A 23,462-nucleotide genomic window follows, 5' to 3' on the forward strand; every position below is an offset into this window, starting at 1 on the left:
TCCTTTCTTACTTATTTCTTATACCATTTGTTTTGTAAATGCACGTTTCTGTCTTGTTTCTTCTAATACCGCCATATTACTTTCAATAAATTCAATCTCATCTTGTGTAGGATCTGTCTGCAACCATACGGATGAACGACCTTGACGTAATATTCCTTCTCCTTTATCTGGATTTTGGAAAAGGATATTAATCTCCCCTTTAGATAAATCAAAGTTTTCTTCAATTAGCTTTAAATCAATTTTGTTTTGACGCAAGAAGAAGAACGTATGTGTATTTTGCAGTACCCCACGAGCTTTCTTCGATTCGAGTATTCGCACAAAATCTTGGGATGCGATTCTGAAGCCTGAATTCCTTTTTCTTGCTCTTCTAGCAACTTTTTCTGCAAATGAAACGGTCTGATCATTATCGACCATCGTCCAAAACTCATCGGCATATACTATTTTTTTCATGTGGGCATTATCCGCATTTTTTACGAAATACTCCCATACATAATTCAAGATAACGTGATAAGCGATTGGACGTAAAAAACCTTCTTCCATCTGAGAAATATTAAAATTAACTAATCTAGCAGAATGTAAATCTATGGATTGATTACTTCCTAAATATGTTTGTCCGTCAAAAATAGGTTTGGAACCGTCTCGTAAAAAAGGACGGATAGCAGCGATTAAACGCTTAGCAGTGTATTCTTCTTTATAATGCGTAATCAAATAGTTATAAACATCGCTTAAGGTCGGCTCTGGTTTACGTACTTTGGATTGAATAAGCATTCCATCTACCATTTGAGGTTTTTCTTCAAATAACGAAGATGGGTGTGTCGTGAAATTAAAGCCATCCGGTCCGAATAAATATTTCAAAGCTTCTTCAATATAGTTCCGCTCATATACCGATAACCCATCATCTTCTTGATTTTTCCCTCGACATACAATATCAAAAAACTCCGTTGCTTCATTAATTTTTTCTCGAAGTGGCACGAAAGAAATAAATCTTTTGCCATTCTTTTCAATTATTTCTCGCTTATCGTCTATTTCCAATAATTCTAATTCTTCATCTTCTGGATCATAAGGTATGCTCGACAGATTGATAGCTAATGGATTAATAACAATATTACTTTCTTCTGATAAACTTACATTTATTCCACCTAAGCGTTTTACGATTCTAGTAAACTCTCCCTCTACATCAATTAAGCGAGAGTATACCCCTAGTCCTGTTGTCTCACGAGCTAATAACAATTTCATAGCTAAAGATTTTCCAGAACCCGATACACCGAATATGGCCATATTGTAATTCTCTGGACGAGATTCATCCGTTCCGAAAGCATTATAAAACTCTTTTTGTCCTGTATTTCGATTAATTCCAATTGGTATACCGCCATTAAATTTACCGCTCCCACTTATAAAGAAGGCAAAAGTAGTTAAAGAACGTCGGTCTAGGTTACGAAGAGAATCTTTAATTTCATTGAATGCAAGTGGAGTATTCGAGCGGAATCCTTTTTTTATTCTTCCCCAAGTCGAAGTCAACTTGAAAAATTTAGATGCTAATTCATCCTCTAACGATTCCGTATATTTATCTAAACCTCTTTCCGTCTCTTCATAAATCATTCCTTTGGTAGAAACCAAGTAGGAATCATTTTCACCAAATTGAATTTCCTCCATCAATATTTCTGTATCAGCAATCTTTGTTTGAAGATCCATGATAGAATCTTGATTACCCCGTTTTAACTGTGCTTGTAAAGCTGCTTTAATGATGGTGTTTTGTCTTTGGAGCATACGGATGGCATCATTTTTACCAATTTTATGAATGTCCACCATCATATCGACTTCTCCACTAGCCGTTATACTATTCATCCACGTAGTCATCATTTTTCGAGGATAGCCGTCTCGTGGTATGTAAAATGGACGGAAGAAGGTTTTACTTCCTAATGATTGTTTAATAACTCCGTAATCATCGGATATTCCACTTATTTTCAATCCATCGGGTGAAAAAGTATCCCACATGTTAGGCTTCATGTTTATCTGAAGTTCATCTTCTCTAATTACTTCTTCGACTTCCAGCACTTCTTCAGCTTTAAACTGTTTGGTTTTCTTTTTGAACAATTTCAATTTCTCCTTTCACTCGAACAATTTGCTCAGCTGATTGGTCTGCTGTTACATAGAGAGAATGCATTTCTTGTCCTTCAATATCTCTATATCGATTTTTCACAGCTTTTTTACGGTTAAATGCGTAGTAGAGCACCTCCGAAATACCATCCGTAGAAAGTAATTGCACTTTCATATTCGCTTTTCGTAACTGGGATTTAGCTGTATTCACACGACGGTGTAACTCATTAAAAGCTTTATCTAGAATTCGTTCTTGTAAATCCTCTTGGTCGTCTGCTTTGATTTCTTTTGGATCTACTTGATAGTCAAATAATATGTAACGCTTTGTTTCATATCGTGGTTGAGCATTTTGCCAACTTCTCAAAGACTGAATCATATTTTCACCAAACTGTTTTGCCAAAGGGTCCATATCATCTTCTAAGTCCATATTTTTTTGAATCTCGTTGATAGGATCTGTTAAATCTACATATCTATTTTGTAAGTAAACGCGAACATGGTAATTTATTTGAGCTAACCATGTTTCAAAAATAGCATCTATCCCATTTTGTTCACTTTGGTCTAACAAATAGTAGTTAACTGGTTCTACTTCGGCTATCATGACAAACTGGTTATTTTCTAAATGCACCATATGATTATCGATGTCTAGAACCTCTGGAAATAACTCTCCGAACGGAGCAGCTTCATCTTCTGCTAACGGGTCCACTACTACATTCTTTTTCTTATTACTATTTTTCATTTGATTGTTGAACTGTTGTTCATTGGTGGTAACTTTCTTTTTTCCACGCCCTGGAATAATCGGCTCTTTCATCATGATTTTATAAAACACATATATTCCTAATCCGAGCGCGGCGAATACTAAAATATCTGTCATACCGTTTCCTCCTTAAAATCCTTTTCGCCACGAACCATATTGAGACTTTTTGGTCAGTTTTATAAGAAAATAGGCATCTCTGTTCATATTTAATTTAGATACTTTTAAAAAACCAAAGAATCCAACAATCGCTAATACCGGAAAAGCTGTAATTAGCGAAAAAATGAAAGCAAATAACCACCCTAGTGGAAACATTAACTTAAAGATAAACGGAATATAAGCGTATAAAATGACACCTCCACCGACCAAATAGCCTAATTGACGTTTCGATAGAATTCCCATAATTTCTTTTTGTTCGCTAGACATATCAACTGGTACTTTTTCTAATCGCATAAACTCAAACCTCCTGTTGTTATGAAGAAAAAGCACCTTCTCAAAAGAGGAAGGTGCTTTAGCTAAAGTAGAACATTAGCTACCAATTCCAGTTGCCCACGCTGCGATGTCGAATGATTTATAAATTATAAACAGTCCACATAACACCATGAATAGTGCGCCGATTCCCTCATTACGTTTTTGAGGATTACCGTTACTGCCTGCTAATTTCATACCAGCAACAATAAGCCAGGTAATACACCAAAACGCCCCTACTGTCATGACTGCAACGACAATACCATTTAAGTCAGCAAAAAAACCGGACATATCCCCTGTTTTTTTAATACCAGCTGTACTGAATGCATCTGTTACTTTTCCAGAGGCTGCTAATGTATTTTTTGCGCCTATAAATGCAGTAAACAAAAGCGCCGATGCTCCAGCTACAAGACCTTTTAACTTTCTTTTCATGCGTTGACCTCCTATCGATTAATGGTGTTCTTCAACAACGACGAAAAACCCCACCCTACACACGAAAACATACACGTCTTAGACGTGTGTTCATGTATAGAGTGGGGTATTCCCATTCGTTCTCTTATTGAATTAACTTTATCTTAGCGAAAATCATATAAAGTTGCAACACATTTTATTAAAGACGGTAATTATATTTCCTTATTCTAATCCATTATCGTTACATCTACTATTTCATCTAACTTAATGGAAAACAAATAAAAGGGATCTTGCAGCTCTAATGTTCTTCTCTTTATATCAATCCCTTCAACAGTTCCTCTGTTATAGGAGAACTGTCCATCTCTCCACAGTTTTACTTTCGTATCAGCTTTTGAACGCATAGCTAATTGAAGGTTGTCTTGTATCGCTTCAAAATTCCATTCATTCAAATCAGGTTTAGGTTCTCTCTTTATTTCCGTACCATATTCTCTAAGCATAACAACGTGTTCTGGTAACATCATCGCGGTTTTCCACTTTACGTTTCTTCTAACATCCTTTACATATTTTGAAGTTTCTTTTTGATTCCATCCATTTTTTTGTATCACACTACCACACGCTCCCTATCGGATACAGGAACAACTGCCAGTACACTTTCTATTTTAAAAGTCCTTGTGGTCTTTCGAAGAAAGCAATAGGCTCTGAATGTATTCTCTCTTGCACTTATTAATTTTACCCTTCGTTTGCTGATTTCCCCGCTTTCTTTCATGTAAATCATTTCAGATATTTGGTTAAACTGCATCGACTTTAAAATATTTGCACGCACATTTATTCCCTCCTTCTTATTCATTATAGAAACATATGTTCTATTTTACAGCAATTAAATATTTCTAATTTTACTCATTTACTTAGTGAATTGTAATTTTTAAGTTGGAAACAATAGAGGTGAGGTGAAATATCTTATGAAAATCGTGAAGCCTATGCTACTGGAATACCAAGAAAAAGCAACAACGGAAGATGGGACAATTTTCGAGCCAAAATATAATGGAATTAGGCTATTAGTAGGGAATGACTACTCTTATACACGTCATGGAACCATAACAACGAACCGTTTTCCAGAACTCCTATTTTCAGGTACTCAAGTTTTACTTGATGGAGAACTAATAGCTCCTGGCACAGAAACACCGGATGATTTTGAAGCAGTTATGTCCCGTTTTAGTGGGAATAAAGTACAAGAAATAATTTATATGGCCTTTGATATTATTACCTATAAAAGTGAAATGATAACAAGGTATCCTCTAGAAGAAAGAAAAGCACTACTTACTGAAGTATTAGCTAACATAGATTCTCCATGCATTAACTTAGTTCCATACATTCACACAGAGGGAGAAGCGGTTTTTAATCTAATGAAGGAAAATAACATGGAGGGAGTCGTCGCTATTATCTACATATAATTGAACATAATAGATATGGACATATATAAATACATAAATTCTTATAGCTATAAGAGATATTAATAAAATCAAAAATAAAAATAGTGTACGTATGTTATTTATATAAAATATAGCATTTATATATAACCATTATATTATGTACTGTACTAATTGTCCGAATTGAGGGATAATTAAGTAAATATTGCACTGAAGGAGAATACAACTTTGGATTCAAATTTATATCTGTTGAATACATCAAATTTTAAATTTAGAGCGGATAGTATATGGATTGATTGGAATAAAAGTAACTCTAAAAACAGCATTGATAAGAAACAAATTGCGTTTATATGTTTACAAAATAAAAACTCGCAACTTGAAGTTATTCATCCCTTGACTGATTTTATTTTTTCAAATTGGAAATTTTCATCTTACAACACTCAACGTAAGCACGCACTAAACGTTACTTCTTTCTTGAATTATATAATCCAAAATAAAAATACTTTGAAAATAAACTCTATTAAAAGTTTAAATATAATACATGGAGAAAAGTATCTCAATTCCCTGACTGAAGAAGGAAGGTCAAGAGAAACAATTAAGGATAAAGAAAGAACATTAACCTTACTATATAATTACCTCTCAAAAAACAATTGCCTCCCTAATGTAACCTCTACATTTCTAAATAGTTACACCAATACTGAAGGAAAAATAATACAAATCTCACCATTTAGTAACGTTATTTATCCCAATCTTACAAGTAAAAACATTGAACATACTTTCCCTTTAGAACATTTGCCATTACTATTTGAAATTGCTTGTTTAGTAGCAAAACCCATCGTCCTAGGCTTGTATCTTCAAATATTCGGAGGCTTGAGAGTTGGTGAAGTAGTAAATGTAAAACGGAGCTCAATAAAATATAAATTAAATGGAGATTCAGTCCTTGTTGATTTAAAAGAAAATATGTTTCGTACCGACCTTAAGGATACAAATGGTTCAAACTATGTAAAAAAAGAAAGAAAACAAAATGTTATTGTTTTACAAAATTGGTTCAATCAATTATACGACGATCATCTTTCTCTCTATACTAGTAAATCAGGTGCATTATTTGTAAATCGTGATGGAAATGCAATGTCAGCAAAAAGTTATCGTCAATATTTCCAAAAAGTAAAAAAACAATTTATTTTGTGCCTAAAAAACAGTAACAATATTAACGATAAGTTATTAGCTCATCATTTAAATATTAATAAATGGTCTACTCATATTGGGAGAGGTATTTTCAGTAATATGCTTGCTGAATACGCAAAGAATCCTTATGAAATAGCTGTACCAAGGGGAGATAGTTCACTTATCTCTTCGTTAACGTATTTGAAAGGAACAACAAGAATTACAAAAAAAATTGAAGAACGTCTAAATAATATGCATGGGAGCTATATTCCCCGACTTGTAGAAGAAAATAAAAAATAAGAGTGGTGAAAGACAATGGAAAAACTCACACTAATAGAGGCTGCTCATTATCTAAATACTCCGGAAGAAATACTTCATCTTTGGATAAAAAAAAATGGAATAAAAAATTCAGTAGACAATTTAAATGACACTATAATTACTGAATCAATGCTAGATAGATACACACATTTTTATAAGAAAATACATCAAAAAGGTTTTTATACTGTTGAGATATTGGCTGAACTTTTTAATGTCTCACGTGCAACTATCAATAGATGGATTGTTCAAAATTGTTTCCTTAATACTCCAGTTAATTCTAAAGATTCTTATAGAATTCCAGAGTCTTCTGTATTGCACTTTGTTAAGAAAATAATTGAAATAGAAAATAATTATATGACTTCTAAAGAGGCAATAAACTTATTAGGAATTTCAAAAAATACATTCAATAGATGGAGGGATAAAGGAATAGTTTCTGATTTACTTAAGTGGCAGAGGGATATATTTGTAGACAGACTTTCGGTTTTTTCTTTAAAAGAAAAATTAGATGCAGAAAAACAAATGCTTAGTATCGAAAAAATATCGCTTCATTTAGAGCTTTCAAAGAAAAAATTAATTAATTTATTGAATCCAGAAAACTTACAAGTGAGTTTAATAGGAAATAAATTCCTAATATCTAAAGAAAATTACAATTTATTTATTAAAGAAAATGAGTGGATTATTCATTACTCACAAAATGAAACCATTCCAAAAGGATATTTTAGTACCAAAATGATTGCGGAACACTTTAAGATCGAACAAATGGAAGCAAATCGTTGGATTCGACAAGGTAGATTTACAGATTATAAAAAAATAAGTGGAAAAAATAGTATTTATTTAGTAAGTGAAAGTGCTGTTATTAAATACGAAGAGTTTACTAATAACTTAAATGAGAAATACGTATCTACTGAGAAGGCTAAATCCATTTTGGGTGTCAGTAGCTCTACGATTGGAAATTGGATAGTTGACAATAAATTTCCTGGCAATATCCTTTGGTTACGTTGCTGGTACTTGCCGATAAGTGAAGTAGAAGAAATGTTTGATTCTCATAATAAAATTCAAATAAAAAAGGCATTAAAAAGAAAATTAAGAATAAAAAAAGAAACAATTCAAATACCCAAAGGATATTTGAGTATTCAGGAAGCATCAAATTATTTAAATTGTTCTGTTAGCAAGGTACATAAGCTTATCCAAAAAAACGAGCTCGGGATTCCTATTGATTACTTTGTTCATAAAGTTAATGGCAAGGCAGTTAGTCAGGAGAACTTGCATATGTACACTGAAAAAATGAAGAACTTATACAATGCAGTTGAAGCAGCTTCTTTCCTAGGTTTCAAAACAGCAGCAACTGTAAACAAATATATACATAAAGGAAGTTTTCCAAACGTATTTAAGGAAGCTAACAAGTATTACATTACTCATGAAGATCTTATAGCATTTAAAGAACTTAAGGATTTATCAATGTTACCCGTTACGAGTAATACCATCAAACATAAAGCGGTCCCTCTAAGTAAAAACTCATTGATGAATCAGTTACTATTAGATATTAATAATACCTATGTACCAAATCATCTTATTAAAACAAAAAAGTACTTTCTAGAATACATTACAATTAGAATCTCATCCTTAGGTGGTCATATTAGTCATATTAAAACAGAGTGTTCCCGAGCCAAAAAATGTTTTAAAACAGTAATTGTCAACTTACCTGATGAGAGTTTTTTAATAAGTGAAGACGTCATTCTAGAAATACTTTCTAATGTTTCATATCCCTATACTATTCGTATATTAGCAAACTGGTTTTTTCAGTACGTTTATGGTGTCCTAGGTTTTGAAAATAAAAAGAGTTTTATCATCTCCCCTTCATCTAGAAGCCATAGCGAAAATGATGGAAAAGAAATATACACTCCAGAAATCTATTTAGAATACCTGAACTATGCTAAGAATTTAGAACAAAACATACAAGATTCTATAAAAAATAGATATATCGCTAACATGTGGCTATTTACAATTATGCATTTAATGGACACATGGAGAGCAACAGATATTGTAAACAATCTTTTTGAGATAGAAATTGAAACATTTGAAATTGACGGATTGGAATGGTTTCTGTCAAATAATCTATCAATTGAACAAGCCCAAAGTGTAATTAATCAAGTTTATTTAGCAACTAGATTTTTAAGCACATCTAAGACAAACAAACTCCTTACCTTTTTAGTTCCCTTCGATTTCATTTTACCGGCTGGATATGCATTTATTATCAATGAGTTGCATCGACGTCGTTCAGGAGATAATTATTTACTTCAAACTTTAATTTCAAATGATTTAAAAGCACGTACACCAAACAATCAACATCTGAATTTTTTCAGGCATAACACTCTATTAAAAGACTTCAAAAGCCTAGTTATGAACCGTTCTACCATGACCTATCTTTTCAATAGTATTGTTGATGATTCTCCCGATCCTGAACTCGCCTTAGCTTACACACAACAAACACGCTCACATAAACAGGAAAGTTCAACTGCCGTATATGTTAAAGCAACAAATTTTGACGGTTCCCTTGGGAATATTTCTTTAAATTTGTTCAATAGAGGGCATTTTGGATGGATATATAATACATTGATAAAATTGATGTTAGAAGATACGAACTTGAATCAGCCTATAGATATAAGAACTGATTTAATAAAGGATTTAAGAAATGAATTCAATCCATCTCAAATTGAGGAGTGGGCCACATTTCTTAGACTAATGGAGAAAAAACGTGATTATATATTAAAATTTCTCAGTGGATTAGATCAAATTGAGATTAAAAGACTGATTAATGCAATTTTTAAGGGTGAAATGCCTTCCCGTAATGCGAATGGTCAATGTCTAACTTCTCCGGATTGCAAGAATCCACACTTGAAATCTTGCTTCTCATGCGAATATTTTATTCCTCAAGTGTATGCAATTATTCACATAAAGGTAGAAATAGAACAACTAATAGCATCAATTGAATCTACAAAATATTCAACAATAATTGAAAGAGATAGTCATTTTTTAAAAATTTATCTATTACTTTTAAACGAAGCAATTTCTGTTTATGGCCAAGAATATATCCAAACTTTTATAGATTTACCTAAAGTCCGTAAGCAAGTTTTGCAAATTAGAGTTTTCTAAAAAAGGTAAAGGATGTGATATTTAATGCAGGTCATAATTAACTTAGGAAAAATATCAGAGAACAACACATTAAAAAAAGTGGAAAATATAACTCATATTAAGATTACAGAGGAAGAGTTAAAAAAATATTTTGCCTTTTTAAAAGAAAATTCACTGATTAAGGCTAATAAGTACGAGGATATCAATTGGTTGATTTATGACGAAAACAAAGATCGTGATATAATTTTTAAATTTGATATTGAGATGTATTGGGAACTCAATAAAGCACTTAAAGGTTTTATTCTTCTTAAAAGAATGACTGGAGTGTCCATCGGTTCTTGCCGTACATATCTCATTCACTTAAAAAAAGTTATTATTGCAACAAATAAATTTGAGAATTTAGATGCCTTGGAATCTTTGTTAATTTCTCAAACCCCATTAGTATCATATGAAATGGCTCAAAACATAAAACGGTTTATGACGTTTTATGAACATTCATTATCCGTAGAAGTAATTAAAATTTGTAATCAAATAAAAAAGCCAGTTAGAACAAATCGTAGTCTTCCCTGTTTCCCTGATGTACTAGCTTTCGATGATGCTATTAGAAATTTCTATGAGAATGTAAATCCTGAGAATCAAATTAGATTTTATCCAATTTTAATTTGGTGGAAACTAACAAATATCCTTCCAATGAGAGTTATTGAATTCTTAAAGCTAAAAAAAAATTGCATTGAAAAAAAAGATGATGGAAGTTTTTGGATCAAACTTCCAAGAGAAAAAAAGAAAGAAGATTCCCCATTCAAAATTGAGGTATCTGATACTATTCAAATTAACCAAGAAGTATATGAGATCATATTACAATACATTCAGATAATAGATAAAGAAAATATAGAAACAGACTATTTGCTCCCATATGATTTATACGTTAAATTCCTTCCATATCCTAATAAAAGTTCAAGCCAAAGACTAGGAACTAAAAACAGATTAACAGATAAGTATTTGCAACGAATATTAGATGATTTTTACACTGAGATAGTTAAAAATGAATCTATAGATAGAGTTAATTATGGAGATACAAGGCACTTTGCAATAATGAATATGTTTTTACAAGGGTTTAATATGCTTTCAATTGCACGTATGGCTGGTCATGAAGATTTAGAAATGCAATTTAGTTATTATTCTCACGTAGATCACTTTGTACAGTCTCAAGTCTATTTACTTGCTCAGAAAAAGCTTGAGCAAAATATTGAACAAACCATAGGTAGTAAAATGACAAACACTACACGATATTTATATGATAAGGGTCTTATGTATGAAGAAGAAGAATTAATGAAATACAGAAAAGTGGATTACGGATTCTGTACTAACACTGATTTTCCAGATAATTGTGCTGGAGAGTGCAGAATATGCAACTCCTACTATATTTTCAAGCCCGCAATAAATGACATTTCTGACGGTCTAAAATGGTTAACTGATTATTCGAATTCTCTTCAAAGAAATACTAAGGAACTAACTGATATGATGTTTTCTTTAAGTAAAAATATGTATTATGACTTCCAGAGTTTAAGGCATCAAGAATCAGCTCAACTTAAATTAAATACAGCTTCATCTCAACTAACTAAGTTTATGGATCAAAGAGCGACAGTTGAAGCTTGGATTAGGAGTTATAGAGAAGATGAATAAGAAAAAAAACCCTGGGGCTCCCAAAAAGGTTACAGATGAAAAATTAAAAGAAATGGCACTAGCAATTAAACATAAACATCATGGTAAAAAAATCACTTTTCAATTTCTGCAGGACGAAACAGGTATTGGAAGACAAACCTGGAAGCGAAGAATCGAAGATTTTATTATTGAACTTAATAAACCTTTAATTTTTCCAACAACCCTAGACTCTGAAAATGTTTACTTTCCGAATATCGAAGAAATTTTCGAAAAACATAAAAACAATAATTTAAAGATTATTCAAGAACTATCCTATTTCGAACGAATGTTTCGACAGTTATACTCAGAACTATCTTCATTCAAGCAAATTCAAGCAAATGAAGAAAAGATATCTAACATTATAGAAAAGCAGAAAGAAGAACTTATATTAGTCCAACAAAAGGCAAGTCATTATGAAAATTTATATAAAAATTTAGTTATTGTTAGTGGTTTTTCACATCTTAGAGAGCAAAAGGGAATTCAAGAAAATTTAGTGCAGTTTAGTGGTAATACAAATGTTCTTCATACTACTTTAGTAGAGAATGATTTTAACACAATGGTTTCTAATGAAGGGGATATGAAAAAAAGTCTTTCTGTTATGTTCCCACACTTATTTGAAGAAGAATAAATACTTTAAATTTTACACTTCATAATCAGCCATGTCTAAAAAGGATAGAAAAAGCAAAATAGGATTTTGAAAACTCCAAGACTACGAAAACGAAAATTGCAACCAATGATGAAGCGATTAAACGTTAACTGTCAGAAAAAAATAAAAGAAACGTCGAGCAAAAACTCTCGTATTGAAACAAAATATAACAAGAATAATATACCGATTTTTTTGTATCAATTGCCGAAAAACCAATAGAAAAAGGCCATCCGAATTTGCTATTCGGATGGCCTTTTGGCGACATTCTGTGAACACCAGAAAGCCTAATTTTATGCTCTAGCCATGCCTACTAAAGATTGCTCGAATGTCTCTTCAGCAATTTTTATTATAGTTTCAGGTAAATTGTTAAGTATTTTTTGAAGCATAGATATATCTTTATTTTGAATACAAAGGTCGGAAATTTGATATAGTATCTCTTTTATTTCCAACTGCCTGCACCATAGTGTTTGCATGTTTTTTTTATTCTTTAATTGAATTTCTTGTAGCTTAAATTTGGAATCGTAAACATAAATTTGCTCCAATGTTATAATTTCATCGCCAAACATTTCTTTGTCTTGAAAAAAAACGTGACAATAAATCTGATTGAATTTCTTTTTAATTTTCACCTCGGAATAATCATCACTATGAATGTTGCTTGCTAATTCAAGTGGTGTTACCCCTTCATTTAGTTCTAGATTGATTAATTTCGTCAGTAAATTTTCAACTGATTCCATTTAGAATTCTCCCTACCTCTTCTTCAATTTCTGGCAAGTGATTTTGAGCACTAACCAGATCGCTGATCTCCATTAGTTCACGACCAGCAAACTTGATTTTTAATTTTGTATTAATATAGATAACTAACACTCCATCATTTTTTGTAGTGTCTTTTGTGTATTTAGGTAAATACCTCTTAAAGATACTATATAAGTTCAGACCTTTAGGGTCAATGTTATATTCATCTAGAAGTTCAATTGAAATAAGTCGCACATTACCATTCAAGATTCGCTTGATTTCTTTTCTTCTTTCTAATGGTCTTTTTTCATTGTATATAGCCTTAAGTTCAGATGTAATCTCACGTCTTTTTTTGCGAGCAAGATTATTCAGAGTTTCATCAATAGTTTCATCATCTAGACCAATATTCTCAAGTTCTTCCCTGGTTTTCGCCCTATCTCTTCTGATCTGCTCTTCTGCTTCTCCGAATTTCTTATTGAAGTCGAGGTTAAAACTATAAGAGCCATCTACCTCATTTGTTTCACCATTGATACTCACAGCAGCATAAAGCGTTTCTCGTTTTTCGGGATCATCGTCAGAAAAATCTATTTCCTTAACTTTTTTATATTTCCCGATATCTTCTAACTCGTTTTTAAAGTAGTCCCAAAGAACATCAAGTCCTAGTTCTTCATGATAAATAACAAGAGCGTTGTTATCAATTTCATGTTTTGTTATTTCTTGTTCTGGAATTGCTCTTAAAACCCGACCGATAACTTGAGCAAATTTATTTAAGCTCTTGTAAGGTCTAAATAAAGCAGCAATGGTAAGATACTTATGATCATAACCTTCTCCCATTTTGTCCACATTAATAACCACATCACATTTGTGATTTTCAATATCCCTAAACAGTTTATCTTGCAGAGCTGGATCCATTTTACTATGAATTAAAACTGCAGTCATACCCTCAGCTTCATATAATGATTTTATTATCTCAGCATGTCTGATACTACAGGCAGAAGCCATTATCTTGTGAGGTACACTTGGAGATATAGATTTAAATTTTTTTAATTCTTCAATACTTTTTCGGATAACTTCCAATGAACAGTCATCAGACATTGCAACATTCCTTTGAACCCATGAATCTTCCTTAATTTCCTTAGCTTCATCTAAGGTCAAGACTGTGCCGTCTTCTAATGTAAAGCTTATTTTTTCATTTGAGATAGTTCTGTTTCTCAACCATTTTACATACCCTTGCTCCATTACCTCTGATAACTTTGTTTCATGTATTCTATTCCCTGGAACTATTACACTATCACCTCGATATGGAGTTCCAGTTACATGTAATATTTTTGCATCATTAAAATAACTAATTGCTTTTTGCCATGTAGAAGCTGGGGCATGATGAGCTTCATCAATTATAATAAAATCGAAATGGTCCGGCTGTACTCGATTCATTAGAGAGTTTGCTCCAGTTAGTTTTTGCACGTTTGTGTATACAAAATGAGCGCTATTAAGTTCGCTTTGTAAAACATCTTTTTCGTAACGAATAATTATTGGATTATCTTCAATACTAAATATGACATTCATATTAATCCAAAAATTATCTTCAAGTGCCTCAACTGTCTTTGCAATGCTATTATTGGTAACGTGATTTGGTGTAATGATCAACACTCTCTTTTTTGATACTCCATAAGGCGCAATAGCTATTAACCCACTCTTTCCAGTCCCAGTTGGAAGAACAACTAGTGCTTCACGCATTGCATCAGGTTGGTTGAAAAAGGACTGGATTTTTAAATAAGCTTGTATTTGAGGTTTTCTTAAATTTTCATTGCCCTCAATAAATACATTAGTATCGAAAAAATAATTCATAAAAAATCCCTCTATTCTTTTTGTGATTATATAACCTAGTGTAATCTTCCTTATATTTCTCTCACTCTGCAATTAGCCTTCTGGAAAATCAGTTTTTCTAAAAAGAATTGGGGCTTAGGTTCCATTAGGTGGTTTCTCCAAGCCTATTAGTCTTTTCAGTATCTTTTTCTACTGGTCGAATTTCATAACGGGCCTTCTTACTTTGTCTAGCTATTTTCTTCAACCCCCAAAAATTCAGAATACTCCAAAACTATTATACTATAACTAAAATGAATAGTTAGTATTTCTTTCCTAGTTTTTTCTGCTTATTTTCAATAAGAAAAAGTGCATTACCCCTTCTTGAAGTAAAGCACCCGTTAGTTGAACAAGAAGGTTAACTTATCACCCTATAAACTATTCAATTCCTTCAACCATTTAAGTAACCATTCTTGTGGCAAGGAAACTTGAGATAAGTCTAAAGTTCGCAATTCTTTAACTGAATAAGTATTGATTAAATATAAATCCCATTGACATTCTATCTCTCGTGCAATAACGAATGCTAATTCATCTCTATCATTCAAATCTTCAGTCTTATCATCAACGTCTTCAAAAGCCATTGTCAGGTTATCACACCACTTTGCAAACTCGTATTGAGAGAACTTGTTTTCTTTTTTTGCAAATGTTATTTAACAATTCCTTTAAGTTATCAAAAGTGTAAGGGAGGTTAATTGAGGTCTCATTCCAATTCCAACTCATCGAATAATCACCAACTTTTTACTATCAATCTTATCATAGTTATTGAACTAACCTGCTGCGTTAGTTCAATAAGAAAAAAGGCTTTACTCCTTTTTGAAGTAAAGCACCTGTTAGTTGAATAACAAACTATTGTTGTTCAGTCGGATAATCAATTGAATTAGCGATATCAACTAATATTTCAGAGGTCACTTTATCCGAAACTCTTTTATCTATGTTTAATGCGTACTGCCAATTTTCTCTTTCGAAGACAAGCACGTTAAAACCCGAAATAGTCATATAAGTGGCTTCATTCCCATTATTTAATTCAAAGGTTTTTAACACATATTTCTCTCGTATAGGAATTCCGTACTTAATAGGTCGTATATCTATTTTATAATGATTTTCAGAATTCTGGTCATTTATAAAAGTCACCTCAAAAGATTCATCACCTTCATCCCAACTTGCGTGAATGACAAAAATGAATTCGCCTTCTTGCTCTGGTAATCTAAATTCATGGGTATTAGAACTTTTAAGATTCACGCCATTGTTTTCCCAAATACCAATTTCGATATAAGAAGGTTTGTTGTCAAAGTTAATTGAAATTGTTTTCCCGATTGGAACTTCATTCACCTTCACCTTTTCTACAAGTCCAGCAGGGGATGCCGAGTCAGCATTAACAACTTCTCCATTTTCCGACCAAGAATATGTCCCCATTGCATAAGAAATTTCTTGATTATCAACTGTTATAGTCGGTTGAGGTGGTTTCAAATCTTTATTTTCATTTGATTGGCATCCGGTTATAAAAAATATAAAAACAAATATCCATAGGCATCTTTTCATTCTAAACCTCCCTCTATAACTGTTAATATATATATATTTATCAATAATATCTATGAGGATCCCAATTTTTTAATTTGGTTTCATCGATAATACCTTTCTCCCACGCCTCATTTGAGAGACTATAATCATATTGTTTAACTCCATCATGTGCAAAATAGAAATATTGAGCATAAGGTTCATCTTCAAAAACTACTATTACATAAAAAGGAGGACTTTTTATTCCATATATTCCATTAACAGATTTAATATCTTTTTTCTCATATCCCTTTTCATCCACTAGATAACTAGTCACTCTCTTTTCATATTCAGTTTTAGTATTTTCTATTTTTAGATGTGCTCTAAAGAAAACCACAAAAATAATCACAATAAGTATGACTAAAATTATTATTACTTTCTTACCCAAAATCTCACCACCGTTTTTTAAACACAAATACACCTCTTGTCTTGTACCATTCTTCGTTACATTCATTATTTCCTTCTTAAACTAATCTGCGTCGTTATTTCAAAAAGAATAAAGAGCTGTCTACTGACAGCCCTTTTCTGCTAAAGCACCCGTTAGTTGAGTATGAAGTTTTAGAAAGTATGTTAATCCTGATTCTCCCCTCCAATAAACTAAACATCGTCTGTGAATTCATTCCATTCTAATCTAATGTAATCTCATTCGCTTTAAGTTTAATACTACAAAATTGTTAGATTCACCAATCCGTACCATTCATCTCCTATATAAGGTGGTTATCCAATGGCTTTCGATTTATTTTTAATAATTCCATCACAGCTAATGCACTAAATTGATCTTCTCAGCCAACTCTGCTTCACAATAACCTCGTAGAGTTTACTTTTAGAATAAAGAAAGTTTGGCGATAGTAGTAGCATGATAATATTACCCTACTGGAGGATATCAAATGACAAAGATCACCATTTCACAGCTCTTCACTATCATCCTGTTAGGTACTGGTTTAAGCAATCATGTAATCGTTACTCCTATATTAATTAACGCTTCAGGTCGTGATGCATGGATCAGCGTTATTATTGGTTATGCATTTATCCTTGTCTTTTCACTGTTATTGCTCTACGTAACAAGGCACTTCCAATCGGTATCTCTATTTGAATGGTTATCATCCAAGTATTCTCCATTGCTAAGTCGGATTATAGCTATTTTTATAGTAGTTTACCTCCTAATAACAGGTTGGATTACCTTAAAAGAAACAGTTATGTGGACTGAAGAAACATTTTTGTTCAATACACCTACTATTTTTATAGCTCTGTTTTTGTTAGCTTGCTCCCTCTACATTTCATATGAAAAACTAAATGTCATTGCCATTTGTGCAGGTGTCTTACTTCCATTTGTTTTAATATTCGGCATATTTGTAGCAATTGGCACTATTCCTGATAAAAATTACCATCTTGTTACCCCGGTACTTGTGGAGAATGGATGGCAAGAGGTATTTCATGGTGCATTCATTGTCTTTAGTTCAATAATCGAAATTTTTTTAATAATAATTCTTCAGCACCAAGTTACACAAAAATTAAAATTCAAACATTTTATTGTTCTTACTACATTTTTGGCCATATTGACGGTTGGACCACTGCTTGGCACAATTGCAATATTTGGTGTAGAAGAAGCATCAAAACTTAGATATCCCTCTTTCTTTCAATGGAGAATCTTGGGGATTGGAACATATTTTAATCATCTAGATTTTTTATCGATTTATCAATGGACATCTGGTAATTTTATTCATTTAGCAATTATTTTGTATTTAATTACAGAAGTCTTTGACATTAAAAAGAAAAAGCAGCGCGTTAATATACAAGTATTTATTTGTATCATTTATCTACTGGTCATTATAGCTCCTATATCAAATGAGGATTTTTTAATCTTTTTAAGTCGTTATTATTATATTATCTCCAGTGTAATTGGGGTGTTTATTACTCTCTTTATTGCATTATTAATTAAATTTTCCAAGAACAGGAGGAGTACCCAGGTTGAATAATGAACAAACAAATGAAGAATATTTAACTAGTCTCTTCAATAATTCGTCGGATATAACCATCGAGAAGCAATATCTATTTAGTCCTAAAGAGAAGCAAGCTATGCTAGTTATATACTGCAATGGTTTAATTGATAATAATGTTTTATTAAATTATATCCTCCCGGATATTCAAAATAAGTACTATAACAATGGTCTTAAAGGGATAGAACACTTAAATTCTTCAAAGCAAATGCATTGGTCTAAAAAGGAAGAGGAAGTTGATGTAACTCTGCTAGAAAAAGTATTTAATGGATTTACAGTGATTGTAATAGCGGAAACCATCTATTTCTTTAATATACCCAATCCACCAAAGCGTTCCATAGAAGAATCCAATTCGGAAGTATCCGTTCGAGGACCGAGGGATGCTTTTGTCGAAGACATTGGTACAAACATTGCATTAGTTCGGAAACGAATTAAATCGAAATCCCTTGTTACGACTACCTTTGTTATAGGTGAAAGAAGTCAAACGCAAGTAAAACTAGTCTATCTAACGGATATACAAAATAAAAAAATGATTAAAGAAGTTACTGATCGATTGAATAATATTGATATCGATTTCTTAAATGGCGACAATCAATTATTAGGGATTCTTGGTGACAACAATTATTCACTTTTTCCTTTATTAAAAGCAACATCTCGTCCTGATGGTGTTGTCAGTAGTTTAGCTGTAGGAAGATTTGCTATTTTTATGGATAATTCTCCGAATGTGCTTTTAGGTCCAGCTAATCTCGGATTATTACTTAAAACTGCTGAGGATGAACATACTCCTTATTACTATGGAACCTTTGAATTGATTCTTAGATTGTTTGGACTTATAATAGCTCTTTTTCTTCCATCTTTCTGGGTGGCTTTATCATCTTTTAATGCAGATCAAATTCCATTTCCATTACTAGCTTCAGTAGCTTCATCTAGACTAGGTATCCCGTTTAATGCAACCTTTGAAATGCTATTAATGCTCATATTATTTGAACTGTTTCGTGAAGCGGGTGTTCGACTGCCTAAAGCAGTTGGACAAACTGTTGCGGTTGTTGGTGGGCTGATCGTGGGTAATGCTGCAATTCAAGCTGGAATCACTTCTCCAACCATGTTGGTAATCTCTTCGCTTACGACAGTTGCAACTTTCACCCTTGGGAACCAGGCGATATATGGAACTGTTTCCATTTTGAGATTTTCTTCTATACTTCTTTCATCAGTCTTTGGAATGTTTGGGTTTTTCATAAGCCTTTATGCAGTTCTTGGTTATCTCGCTAAACTCGAATCATTTGGATTGCCTTATTTAAGTCCAGTATCTCCGTTTGTGAAAAGAGATTTCTTTAAATCAGTTCTTAAGCGACCTGTAGTTAAACAGAATGAACGTGCATCAATACTTAACCCTATTGATAAGGACAGACAGGGGGATGGAAAAAAATGAAACAATCAAAAATTTTAATAATATGCTTCATCTTATTATTCCTAACAGGATGTTGGGATGAGAAAGAAATTGGTGAAGTAGATTATATTACTACATTAGGAATTGACTATAAAGATGAAAACTATATTATTTATGTACAAATGCTTGATTTTTCTAATGTAGCTAAGCAAGAAGTCAGTAAAGTCTCACAACCCGCTACTTTGTACATCGGTAAATCATCAGGTAAAAATATAAATGATGCTGTCTATAATTTATATCGAACAACACAACAACAGGTGAACTGGTCACATGTAGGAGCAATTATCTATTCAGAGTCCGTTTTAAAAAAAGGAATAGAGAACGTGGAGCAATCCTTAATAAAACACGGTGATTTTCGTTATACTCCATGGATGTTTGGAACAACGGAATCCATCGAAGAAATACTTAGTACTACAGGTTTCTTTCAATTGCCTCCATTATATACGATTTTGTATAAACCAAACGATATGTATAAAATTTATTCATATATTGAACCGATGCGTATGCATAGGTTTATCTCTGAGTATAAAGAACCAGGGGGAACTGCCTTGCTACCTTCTCTAACTATTAATGAAACAGACTGGAAGCAATCGGTTGAAGAACCAAAATCAAAAAAAGTATTACAAATAAATGGTGCGTTTCCAGTTAGCAATGGAACATATAAGGAGTGGTTATCTTATGAGGAGATTGCTGGCCTCAGATGGACACAAACTCAAACTCAAAGCACACCAGTTGATATTGTCATAGGGGATGAAATAAAAGGTACAGTAAGAATAATGAAACCATCTGCAAAAGTTGATTTGATTAGAAAAGGAAATGATTTTCACTTTAATATAAATGTTGAAGCTGAAGGTACTTTAATAGATTTGGAAGACCAATTGTCTCTAAAAAAAATTCAAGAGTTAGTATCAAAACAGATAGAAAAAGAAATTAGAACAACCTATCTAAAAGGTATTGATAAAGATGCAGATGTCTATAATCTGAAAAATGTACTTTTTCATGATAGGATAAAACCCGAACAATTAAATGACTATCCATTAACTGCAGATTCCTTAAACAAAATTACTGTCAACTTCATTTTGAAGAGCAAGGGGGCATATGAATAAAAATGGATGCTAAGAAACACCCAATCCAATTCAAGAATTAAAATTAATTCTTATGGCACGTTGTCTCTTTTTATTTTTTTACCATAAGACTGTAAAATCTAGCAGCAGAAAAATAAGAAAGATTTAGCAAAGTTTAAAAAGTGAATGTATTTAAAATATATAAGAAAGTTAAAAAAACCACTTCTAAATACAGTCATATATTCTAAGACGATTCATTATTAAATTTCCATTATTAATTACAAATAACGATTTGACTCTTTACCATTATAGACAAATCAAATCATACCTACAAAAAAAGCTTCATGTTTATACATGAAGCAAATCCTTTTAAATGTTTGAATATTCTCTTTCAACTTTACAAATCCTAGTTGAGTAAGAAGAATACCAATCCTGTTTACCTTTTTCTTTAACCTTTCTGTGAGAATCATTTTCTTTCCATTGCTTAATGGCTTCTAAAGAGACCCAGTAGGATACGGTTATTTCTAATCCCTCTAAATCGCAGGTCCTATCTACTCCTAGAAACCCCTCTTGTTTTGAGGCAAATTCAATCATCAATTCAGCTGTTTTCATGTAATTTTTTTTATCCTCTTCGGTTCTTTGAGAGGTAAAAATAACTGCATAATATGGGGTAGCCGTATTTGCTATAAACATAAAGTAATTCCTCCTTACATTTAGTCTGAAAATATCGCTGAGTACGTTTTGATATTTGAACATAACTAGAGCTAAGATATTCAGGTTTTTCCCAAAAAGAAATCTATTCTAGCTTATATATTATAGACATGTTAAGTGGTATTTAAACCCTACCTGAAACAACATAGAGAGGATTTAATTTTAAAAGAAAGTTAGCTTTAATACTTTAGCTTTTAAAAATAATGAAGTAATAACAATAAGAGCCTTTTCAATCTGACTCAATTTAAAGGAAGGAACTGCTACAGAAATAATCCATTCAAAAACAGTACAAATGTTACATCTTTTTTGTCAATCAACATTAAAACTCCCTCTTATCTTATTCAACTAACCTTCCCCGATAGTCTTTCATGAAGCCAAAAACCTGCTCCACCTTCTTCAACTAAACTGCCCCGTTAGCCATCCATGTAGCGCAAAATCAGCGCTACACCACAGAGAATGAAAATGTGAAAACCTGGGTATAGGATACTACGGCTGGGAGAGGAAGGTCGATGAACTATGGTGCCATAGAGCCCATCCGTTAGTCTGACTCCAACGACCACGGTGCATCACAGACTGTCGCTCCATTACGGGAAGCACTCATGGGAGATTAATCCTACTCTGGTTATTGCACCAGCCTCCAATACTATTTGCCGTAGAAAGGATGATTACAATGGAAGTAATCATTGAACGTGCTTGTGGAATGGATGTCCATAAGGATTCCATTACTGCTTGTATTATTACCCCAAAAGGAAAGGAGATTCAAACGTTTTCCACTAAAACTGTTTTTCTATTACAGTTAATTGACTGGATTAAGGAGCATGATTGTACTCACGTAGCAATGGAAAGTACAGGTGTATTTTGGAAGCCTATTGTCAACTTGCTAGAAGCCGAGAGCATTGAGTTTTTAGTAGTGAACGCTCAACATATGAAAGCAGTACCAGGTCGTAAGACCGATGTAAAAGATGCAGAATGGATTGCCAAACTTCTTCGTCACGGTCTACTTAAAGCAAGTTTTATTCCAGACCGAAATCAGCGGGAATTAAGAGAGTTAGTTCGATACCGTCGAAGTATTATTGAAGAGCGTGCGAGACAACATAATCGGATTCAAAAGGTTTTAGAAGGAGCGAATATCAAACTCGGTTCCGTTGTCTCCGACATCATGGGTGTTTCGTCTCTTGATATGCTCCGTGCTATCGCCGATGGCGAAAATGATCCTGAGAAATTAGCTAGCTTTGCCCGCCGATCAATGAAGAAGAAAAAGAGTGAACTGGAGCTAGCTCTTCGAGGGTATATCAATCCACATCAACGTCTCATGTTAAAAACCATTCTGGTCCATATAGAATTTCTAACTGAGCAGATTGAGCTATTAAACGAAGAGGTTGCTACTAGGTTATCCTCCCATCAAGAAGATATAGAACGATTGGATTCCATTCCTGGCATCGCCACTCGAATGGCCGAACAAATCTTAGCCGAAGTCGGTACAGATGTGGAGAAGCAATTTCCCAGTTCGGCGCACTTATGTTCCTGGGCAGGATTAGTACCTGGACATAATGAAAGTGCGGGCAAGAGGAAATCAACCAACATGAAAAAAGGAAACAAGTACTTGAAATCGGCATTAATTGAAGCAGCTCATTCTGTTAGAGGATCCAAAACCTACTTGGGAGCCCTGTATAGGCGTACTGCATCAAGAAAGGGTAAAAAGCGTGCAGGGATATCAGTCGCTCATGCCATTTTAAGAATCAGCTATTATCTCCTAACACGCAAAGAAATGTACGTAGACTTAGGGGAAGATTACTTTGACAAACAAAAAGAACAATCGATTGTACGATATTCTGTTCGAAGACTTGAAAACTTAGGTTACAACGTTACAATCACTGAACCAAATGCCTCCTAGTCCAACCCATAATTTAATTCTCATTTAGGCGCTGCACTTTTTTTAAAAATTATTGAGCTGCGTCCGATTTCGTATTGCCTTTTTC

General features: G+C 32.9%; 21 protein-coding genes. 9 read left to right on the forward strand and 12 right to left on the reverse strand.

Going from position 1 to position 23,462, the window contains the following annotated elements:
* Window positions 1-18 precede the first annotated feature (18 nt).
* From MHI40_RS22755 to MHI40_RS22780, 6 genes are all read right to left on the reverse strand, one after another.
* Window positions 19-2,100, reverse strand: a complete 2,082-nt coding sequence (locus MHI40_RS22755; protein WP_340765879.1) for a VirB4 family type IV secretion system protein — start codon at window positions 2,098-2,100, stop codon at window positions 19-21.
* Window positions 2,066-2,968: a hypothetical protein gene (locus tag MHI40_RS22760; protein WP_340765881.1), complete on the reverse strand. Its 903-nt coding sequence runs from the start codon at window positions 2,966-2,968 to the stop codon at window positions 2,066-2,068. The genes MHI40_RS22755 and MHI40_RS22760 overlap by 35 nt, the downstream gene beginning before the upstream one ends.
* Before the next feature lie 12 nt (window positions 2,969-2,980).
* A complete protein-coding gene (locus MHI40_RS22765; protein WP_340765882.1) occupies window positions 2,981-3,301 on the reverse strand; it encodes a PrgI family mobile element protein in 321 nt (106 codons plus the stop codon).
* A gap of 75 nt (window positions 3,302-3,376) precedes the next feature.
* Window positions 3,377-3,748 (reverse strand): hypothetical protein, encoded by a 372-nt coding sequence (locus tag MHI40_RS22770; RefSeq protein WP_340765884.1) that lies wholly within the window; start codon window positions 3,746-3,748, stop codon window positions 3,377-3,379.
* A 206-nt stretch (window positions 3,749-3,954) separates the two neighbouring features.
* A complete protein-coding gene (locus MHI40_RS22775; protein ID WP_340765885.1) occupies window positions 3,955-4,332 on the reverse strand; it encodes a YolD-like family protein in 378 nt (125 codons plus the stop codon).
* Complete coding sequence (locus tag MHI40_RS22780) at window positions 4,329-4,550, reverse strand: transcriptional regulator (protein WP_340765887.1); 222 nt, start codon at window positions 4,548-4,550, stop codon at window positions 4,329-4,331. The genes MHI40_RS22775 and MHI40_RS22780 overlap by 4 nt, the downstream gene beginning before the upstream one ends.
* A 136-nt stretch (window positions 4,551-4,686) precedes the next feature.
* Here MHI40_RS22780 and MHI40_RS22785 point away from each other — a divergent pair, with 136 nt between their 5' ends.
* The 5 genes from MHI40_RS22785 to MHI40_RS22805 all read left to right on the forward strand — a co-directional run bounded on the left by MHI40_RS22785 (window position 4,687) and on the right by MHI40_RS22805 (window position 12,097).
* Entirely contained in the window at window positions 4,687-5,178 is a 492-nt protein-coding gene (locus MHI40_RS22785; protein ID WP_340765889.1) for an ATP-dependent DNA ligase, read from the forward strand.
* Window positions 5,179-5,382: 204 nt separating this feature from the next.
* Entirely contained in the window at window positions 5,383-6,618 is a 1,236-nt protein-coding gene (locus tag MHI40_RS22790; RefSeq protein WP_340765890.1) for a hypothetical protein, read from the forward strand.
* A 15-nt stretch (window positions 6,619-6,633) separates the two neighbouring features.
* The gene (locus tag MHI40_RS22795) at window positions 6,634-9,789 is read left to right on the forward strand and encodes a hypothetical protein (protein ID WP_340765891.1); all 3,156 of its coding nucleotides are present in this window, start codon (window positions 6,634-6,636) and stop codon (window positions 9,787-9,789) included.
* Window positions 9,790-9,813: 24 nt separating this feature from the next.
* Window positions 9,814-11,451, forward strand: coding sequence for a tyrosine-type recombinase/integrase (locus tag MHI40_RS22800; protein WP_340765892.1), 1,638 nt, complete (start codon window positions 9,814-9,816; stop codon window positions 11,449-11,451).
* Window positions 11,444-12,097, forward strand: a complete 654-nt coding sequence (locus MHI40_RS22805; protein WP_340765893.1) for a hypothetical protein — start codon at window positions 11,444-11,446, stop codon at window positions 12,095-12,097. The genes MHI40_RS22800 and MHI40_RS22805 overlap by 8 nt, the downstream gene beginning before the upstream one ends.
* A 308-nt stretch (window positions 12,098-12,405) precedes the next feature.
* Here the strand turns inward: MHI40_RS22805 and MHI40_RS22810 are convergent, their stop codons facing one another.
* From MHI40_RS22810 to MHI40_RS22830, 5 genes are all read right to left on the reverse strand, one after another.
* Window positions 12,406-12,849 (reverse strand): hypothetical protein, encoded by a 444-nt coding sequence (locus tag MHI40_RS22810; RefSeq protein ID WP_340765895.1) that lies wholly within the window; start codon window positions 12,847-12,849, stop codon window positions 12,406-12,408.
* Entirely contained in the window at window positions 12,836-14,695 is a 1,860-nt protein-coding gene (locus MHI40_RS22815) for a DEAD/DEAH box helicase (RefSeq protein ID WP_340765897.1), read from the reverse strand. The genes MHI40_RS22810 and MHI40_RS22815 overlap by 14 nt, the downstream gene beginning before the upstream one ends.
* Before the next feature lie 386 nt (window positions 14,696-15,081).
* Complete coding sequence (locus MHI40_RS22820; protein WP_340765899.1) at window positions 15,082-15,291, reverse strand: hypothetical protein; 210 nt, start codon at window positions 15,289-15,291, stop codon at window positions 15,082-15,084.
* Between the two features lie 265 nt (window positions 15,292-15,556).
* Window positions 15,557-16,249 (reverse strand): hypothetical protein, encoded by a 693-nt coding sequence (locus MHI40_RS22825; RefSeq protein ID WP_340765901.1) that lies wholly within the window; start codon window positions 16,247-16,249, stop codon window positions 15,557-15,559.
* A 40-nt stretch (window positions 16,250-16,289) separates the two neighbouring features.
* Window positions 16,290-16,718, reverse strand: a complete 429-nt coding sequence (locus tag MHI40_RS22830) for a DUF3139 domain-containing protein (protein WP_340765903.1) — start codon at window positions 16,716-16,718, stop codon at window positions 16,290-16,292.
* 433 nt (window positions 16,719-17,151) lie between these two features.
* Here MHI40_RS22830 and MHI40_RS22835 point away from each other — a divergent pair, with 433 nt between their 5' ends.
* The 3 genes from MHI40_RS22835 to MHI40_RS22845 are packed head-to-tail and all read left to right on the forward strand — an operon-like array spanning window position 17,152 to window position 20,814.
* Window positions 17,152-18,240 carry a GerAB/ArcD/ProY family transporter gene (locus MHI40_RS22835; protein ID WP_340765905.1) on the forward strand — a complete coding sequence of 363 codons (1,089 nt, stop codon included), beginning with the start codon at window positions 17,152-17,154 and terminating at the stop codon, window positions 18,238-18,240.
* Window positions 18,233-19,690 carry a spore germination protein gene (locus MHI40_RS22840; RefSeq protein WP_340765907.1) on the forward strand — a complete coding sequence of 486 codons (1,458 nt, stop codon included), beginning with the start codon at window positions 18,233-18,235 and terminating at the stop codon, window positions 19,688-19,690. The genes MHI40_RS22835 and MHI40_RS22840 overlap by 8 nt, the downstream gene beginning before the upstream one ends.
* Window positions 19,687-20,814, forward strand: a complete 1,128-nt coding sequence (locus MHI40_RS22845) for a Ger(x)C family spore germination protein (RefSeq protein ID WP_142540008.1) — start codon at window positions 19,687-19,689, stop codon at window positions 20,812-20,814. The genes MHI40_RS22840 and MHI40_RS22845 overlap by 4 nt, the downstream gene beginning before the upstream one ends.
* A 327-nt stretch (window positions 20,815-21,141) precedes the next feature.
* Here MHI40_RS22845 and MHI40_RS22850 read toward each other — a convergent pair whose 3' ends face one another.
* Window positions 21,142-21,465, reverse strand: a complete 324-nt coding sequence (locus MHI40_RS22850; protein ID WP_340765913.1) for an antibiotic biosynthesis monooxygenase family protein — start codon at window positions 21,463-21,465, stop codon at window positions 21,142-21,144.
* A 688-nt stretch (window positions 21,466-22,153) separates the two neighbouring features.
* Between MHI40_RS22850 and MHI40_RS22855 the strand changes: the two genes are divergently transcribed.
* On the forward strand, window positions 22,154-23,377 hold the full coding sequence (locus tag MHI40_RS22855) for an IS110 family transposase (protein ID WP_340765914.1): 1,224 nt from the start codon (window positions 22,154-22,156) through the stop codon (window positions 23,375-23,377).
* Window positions 23,378-23,462: the final 85 nt, after the last annotated feature.

This window comes from Psychrobacillus sp. FSL H8-0510, from assembly GCF_038008345.1.
GTDB lineage: Bacteria > Bacillota > Bacilli > Bacillales_A > Planococcaceae > Psychrobacillus > Psychrobacillus psychrotolerans.

What these genes read in the sequence shown, in the direction of transcription:
- MHI40_RS22760 (WP_340765881.1), bottom strand. Translation starts at nt 2,968, where the DNA reads ATGACAGATATTTTAGTATTCGCCGCGCTCGGATTAGGAATATATGTG.
- MHI40_RS22765 (WP_340765882.1), bottom strand. Translation starts at nt 3,301, where the DNA reads ATGCGATTAGAAAAAGTACCAGTTGATATGTCTAGCGAACAAAAAGAA.
- MHI40_RS22770 (WP_340765884.1), bottom strand. Translation starts at nt 3,748, where the DNA reads ATGAAAAGAAAGTTAAAAGGTCTTGTAGCTGGAGCATCGGCGCTTTTG.
- MHI40_RS22785 (WP_340765889.1), top strand. Translation starts at nt 4,687, where the DNA reads ATGAAAATCGTGAAGCCTATGCTACTGGAATACCAAGAAAAAGCAACA.
- MHI40_RS22795 (WP_340765891.1), top strand. Translation starts at nt 6,634, where the DNA reads ATGGAAAAACTCACACTAATAGAGGCTGCTCATTATCTAAATACTCCG.
- MHI40_RS22800 (WP_340765892.1), top strand. Translation starts at nt 9,814, where the DNA reads ATGCAGGTCATAATTAACTTAGGAAAAATATCAGAGAACAACACATTA.
- MHI40_RS22805 (WP_340765893.1), top strand. Translation starts at nt 11,444, where the DNA reads ATGAATAAGAAAAAAAACCCTGGGGCTCCCAAAAAGGTTACAGATGAA.
- MHI40_RS22810 (WP_340765895.1), bottom strand. Translation starts at nt 12,849, where the DNA reads ATGGAATCAGTTGAAAATTTACTGACGAAATTAATCAATCTAGAACTA.
- MHI40_RS22815 (WP_340765897.1), bottom strand. Translation starts at nt 14,695, where the DNA reads ATGAATTATTTTTTCGATACTAATGTATTTATTGAGGGCAATGAAAAT.
- MHI40_RS22820 (WP_340765899.1), bottom strand. Translation starts at nt 15,291, where the DNA reads ATGGCTTTTGAAGACGTTGATGATAAGACTGAAGATTTGAATGATAGA.
- MHI40_RS22825 (WP_340765901.1), bottom strand. Translation starts at nt 16,249, where the DNA reads ATGAAAAGATGCCTATGGATATTTGTTTTTATATTTTTTATAACCGGA.
- MHI40_RS22830 (WP_340765903.1), bottom strand. Translation starts at nt 16,718, where the DNA reads ATGAATGTAACGAAGAATGGTACAAGACAAGAGGTGTATTTGTGTTTA.
- MHI40_RS22835 (WP_340765905.1), top strand. Translation starts at nt 17,152, where the DNA reads ATGACAAAGATCACCATTTCACAGCTCTTCACTATCATCCTGTTAGGT.
- MHI40_RS22845 (WP_142540008.1), top strand. Translation starts at nt 19,687, where the DNA reads ATGAAACAATCAAAAATTTTAATAATATGCTTCATCTTATTATTCCTA.
- MHI40_RS22850 (WP_340765913.1), bottom strand. Translation starts at nt 21,465, where the DNA reads ATGTTTATAGCAAATACGGCTACCCCATATTATGCAGTTATTTTTACC.
- MHI40_RS22855 (WP_340765914.1), top strand. Translation starts at nt 22,154, where the DNA reads ATGGAAGTAATCATTGAACGTGCTTGTGGAATGGATGTCCATAAGGAT.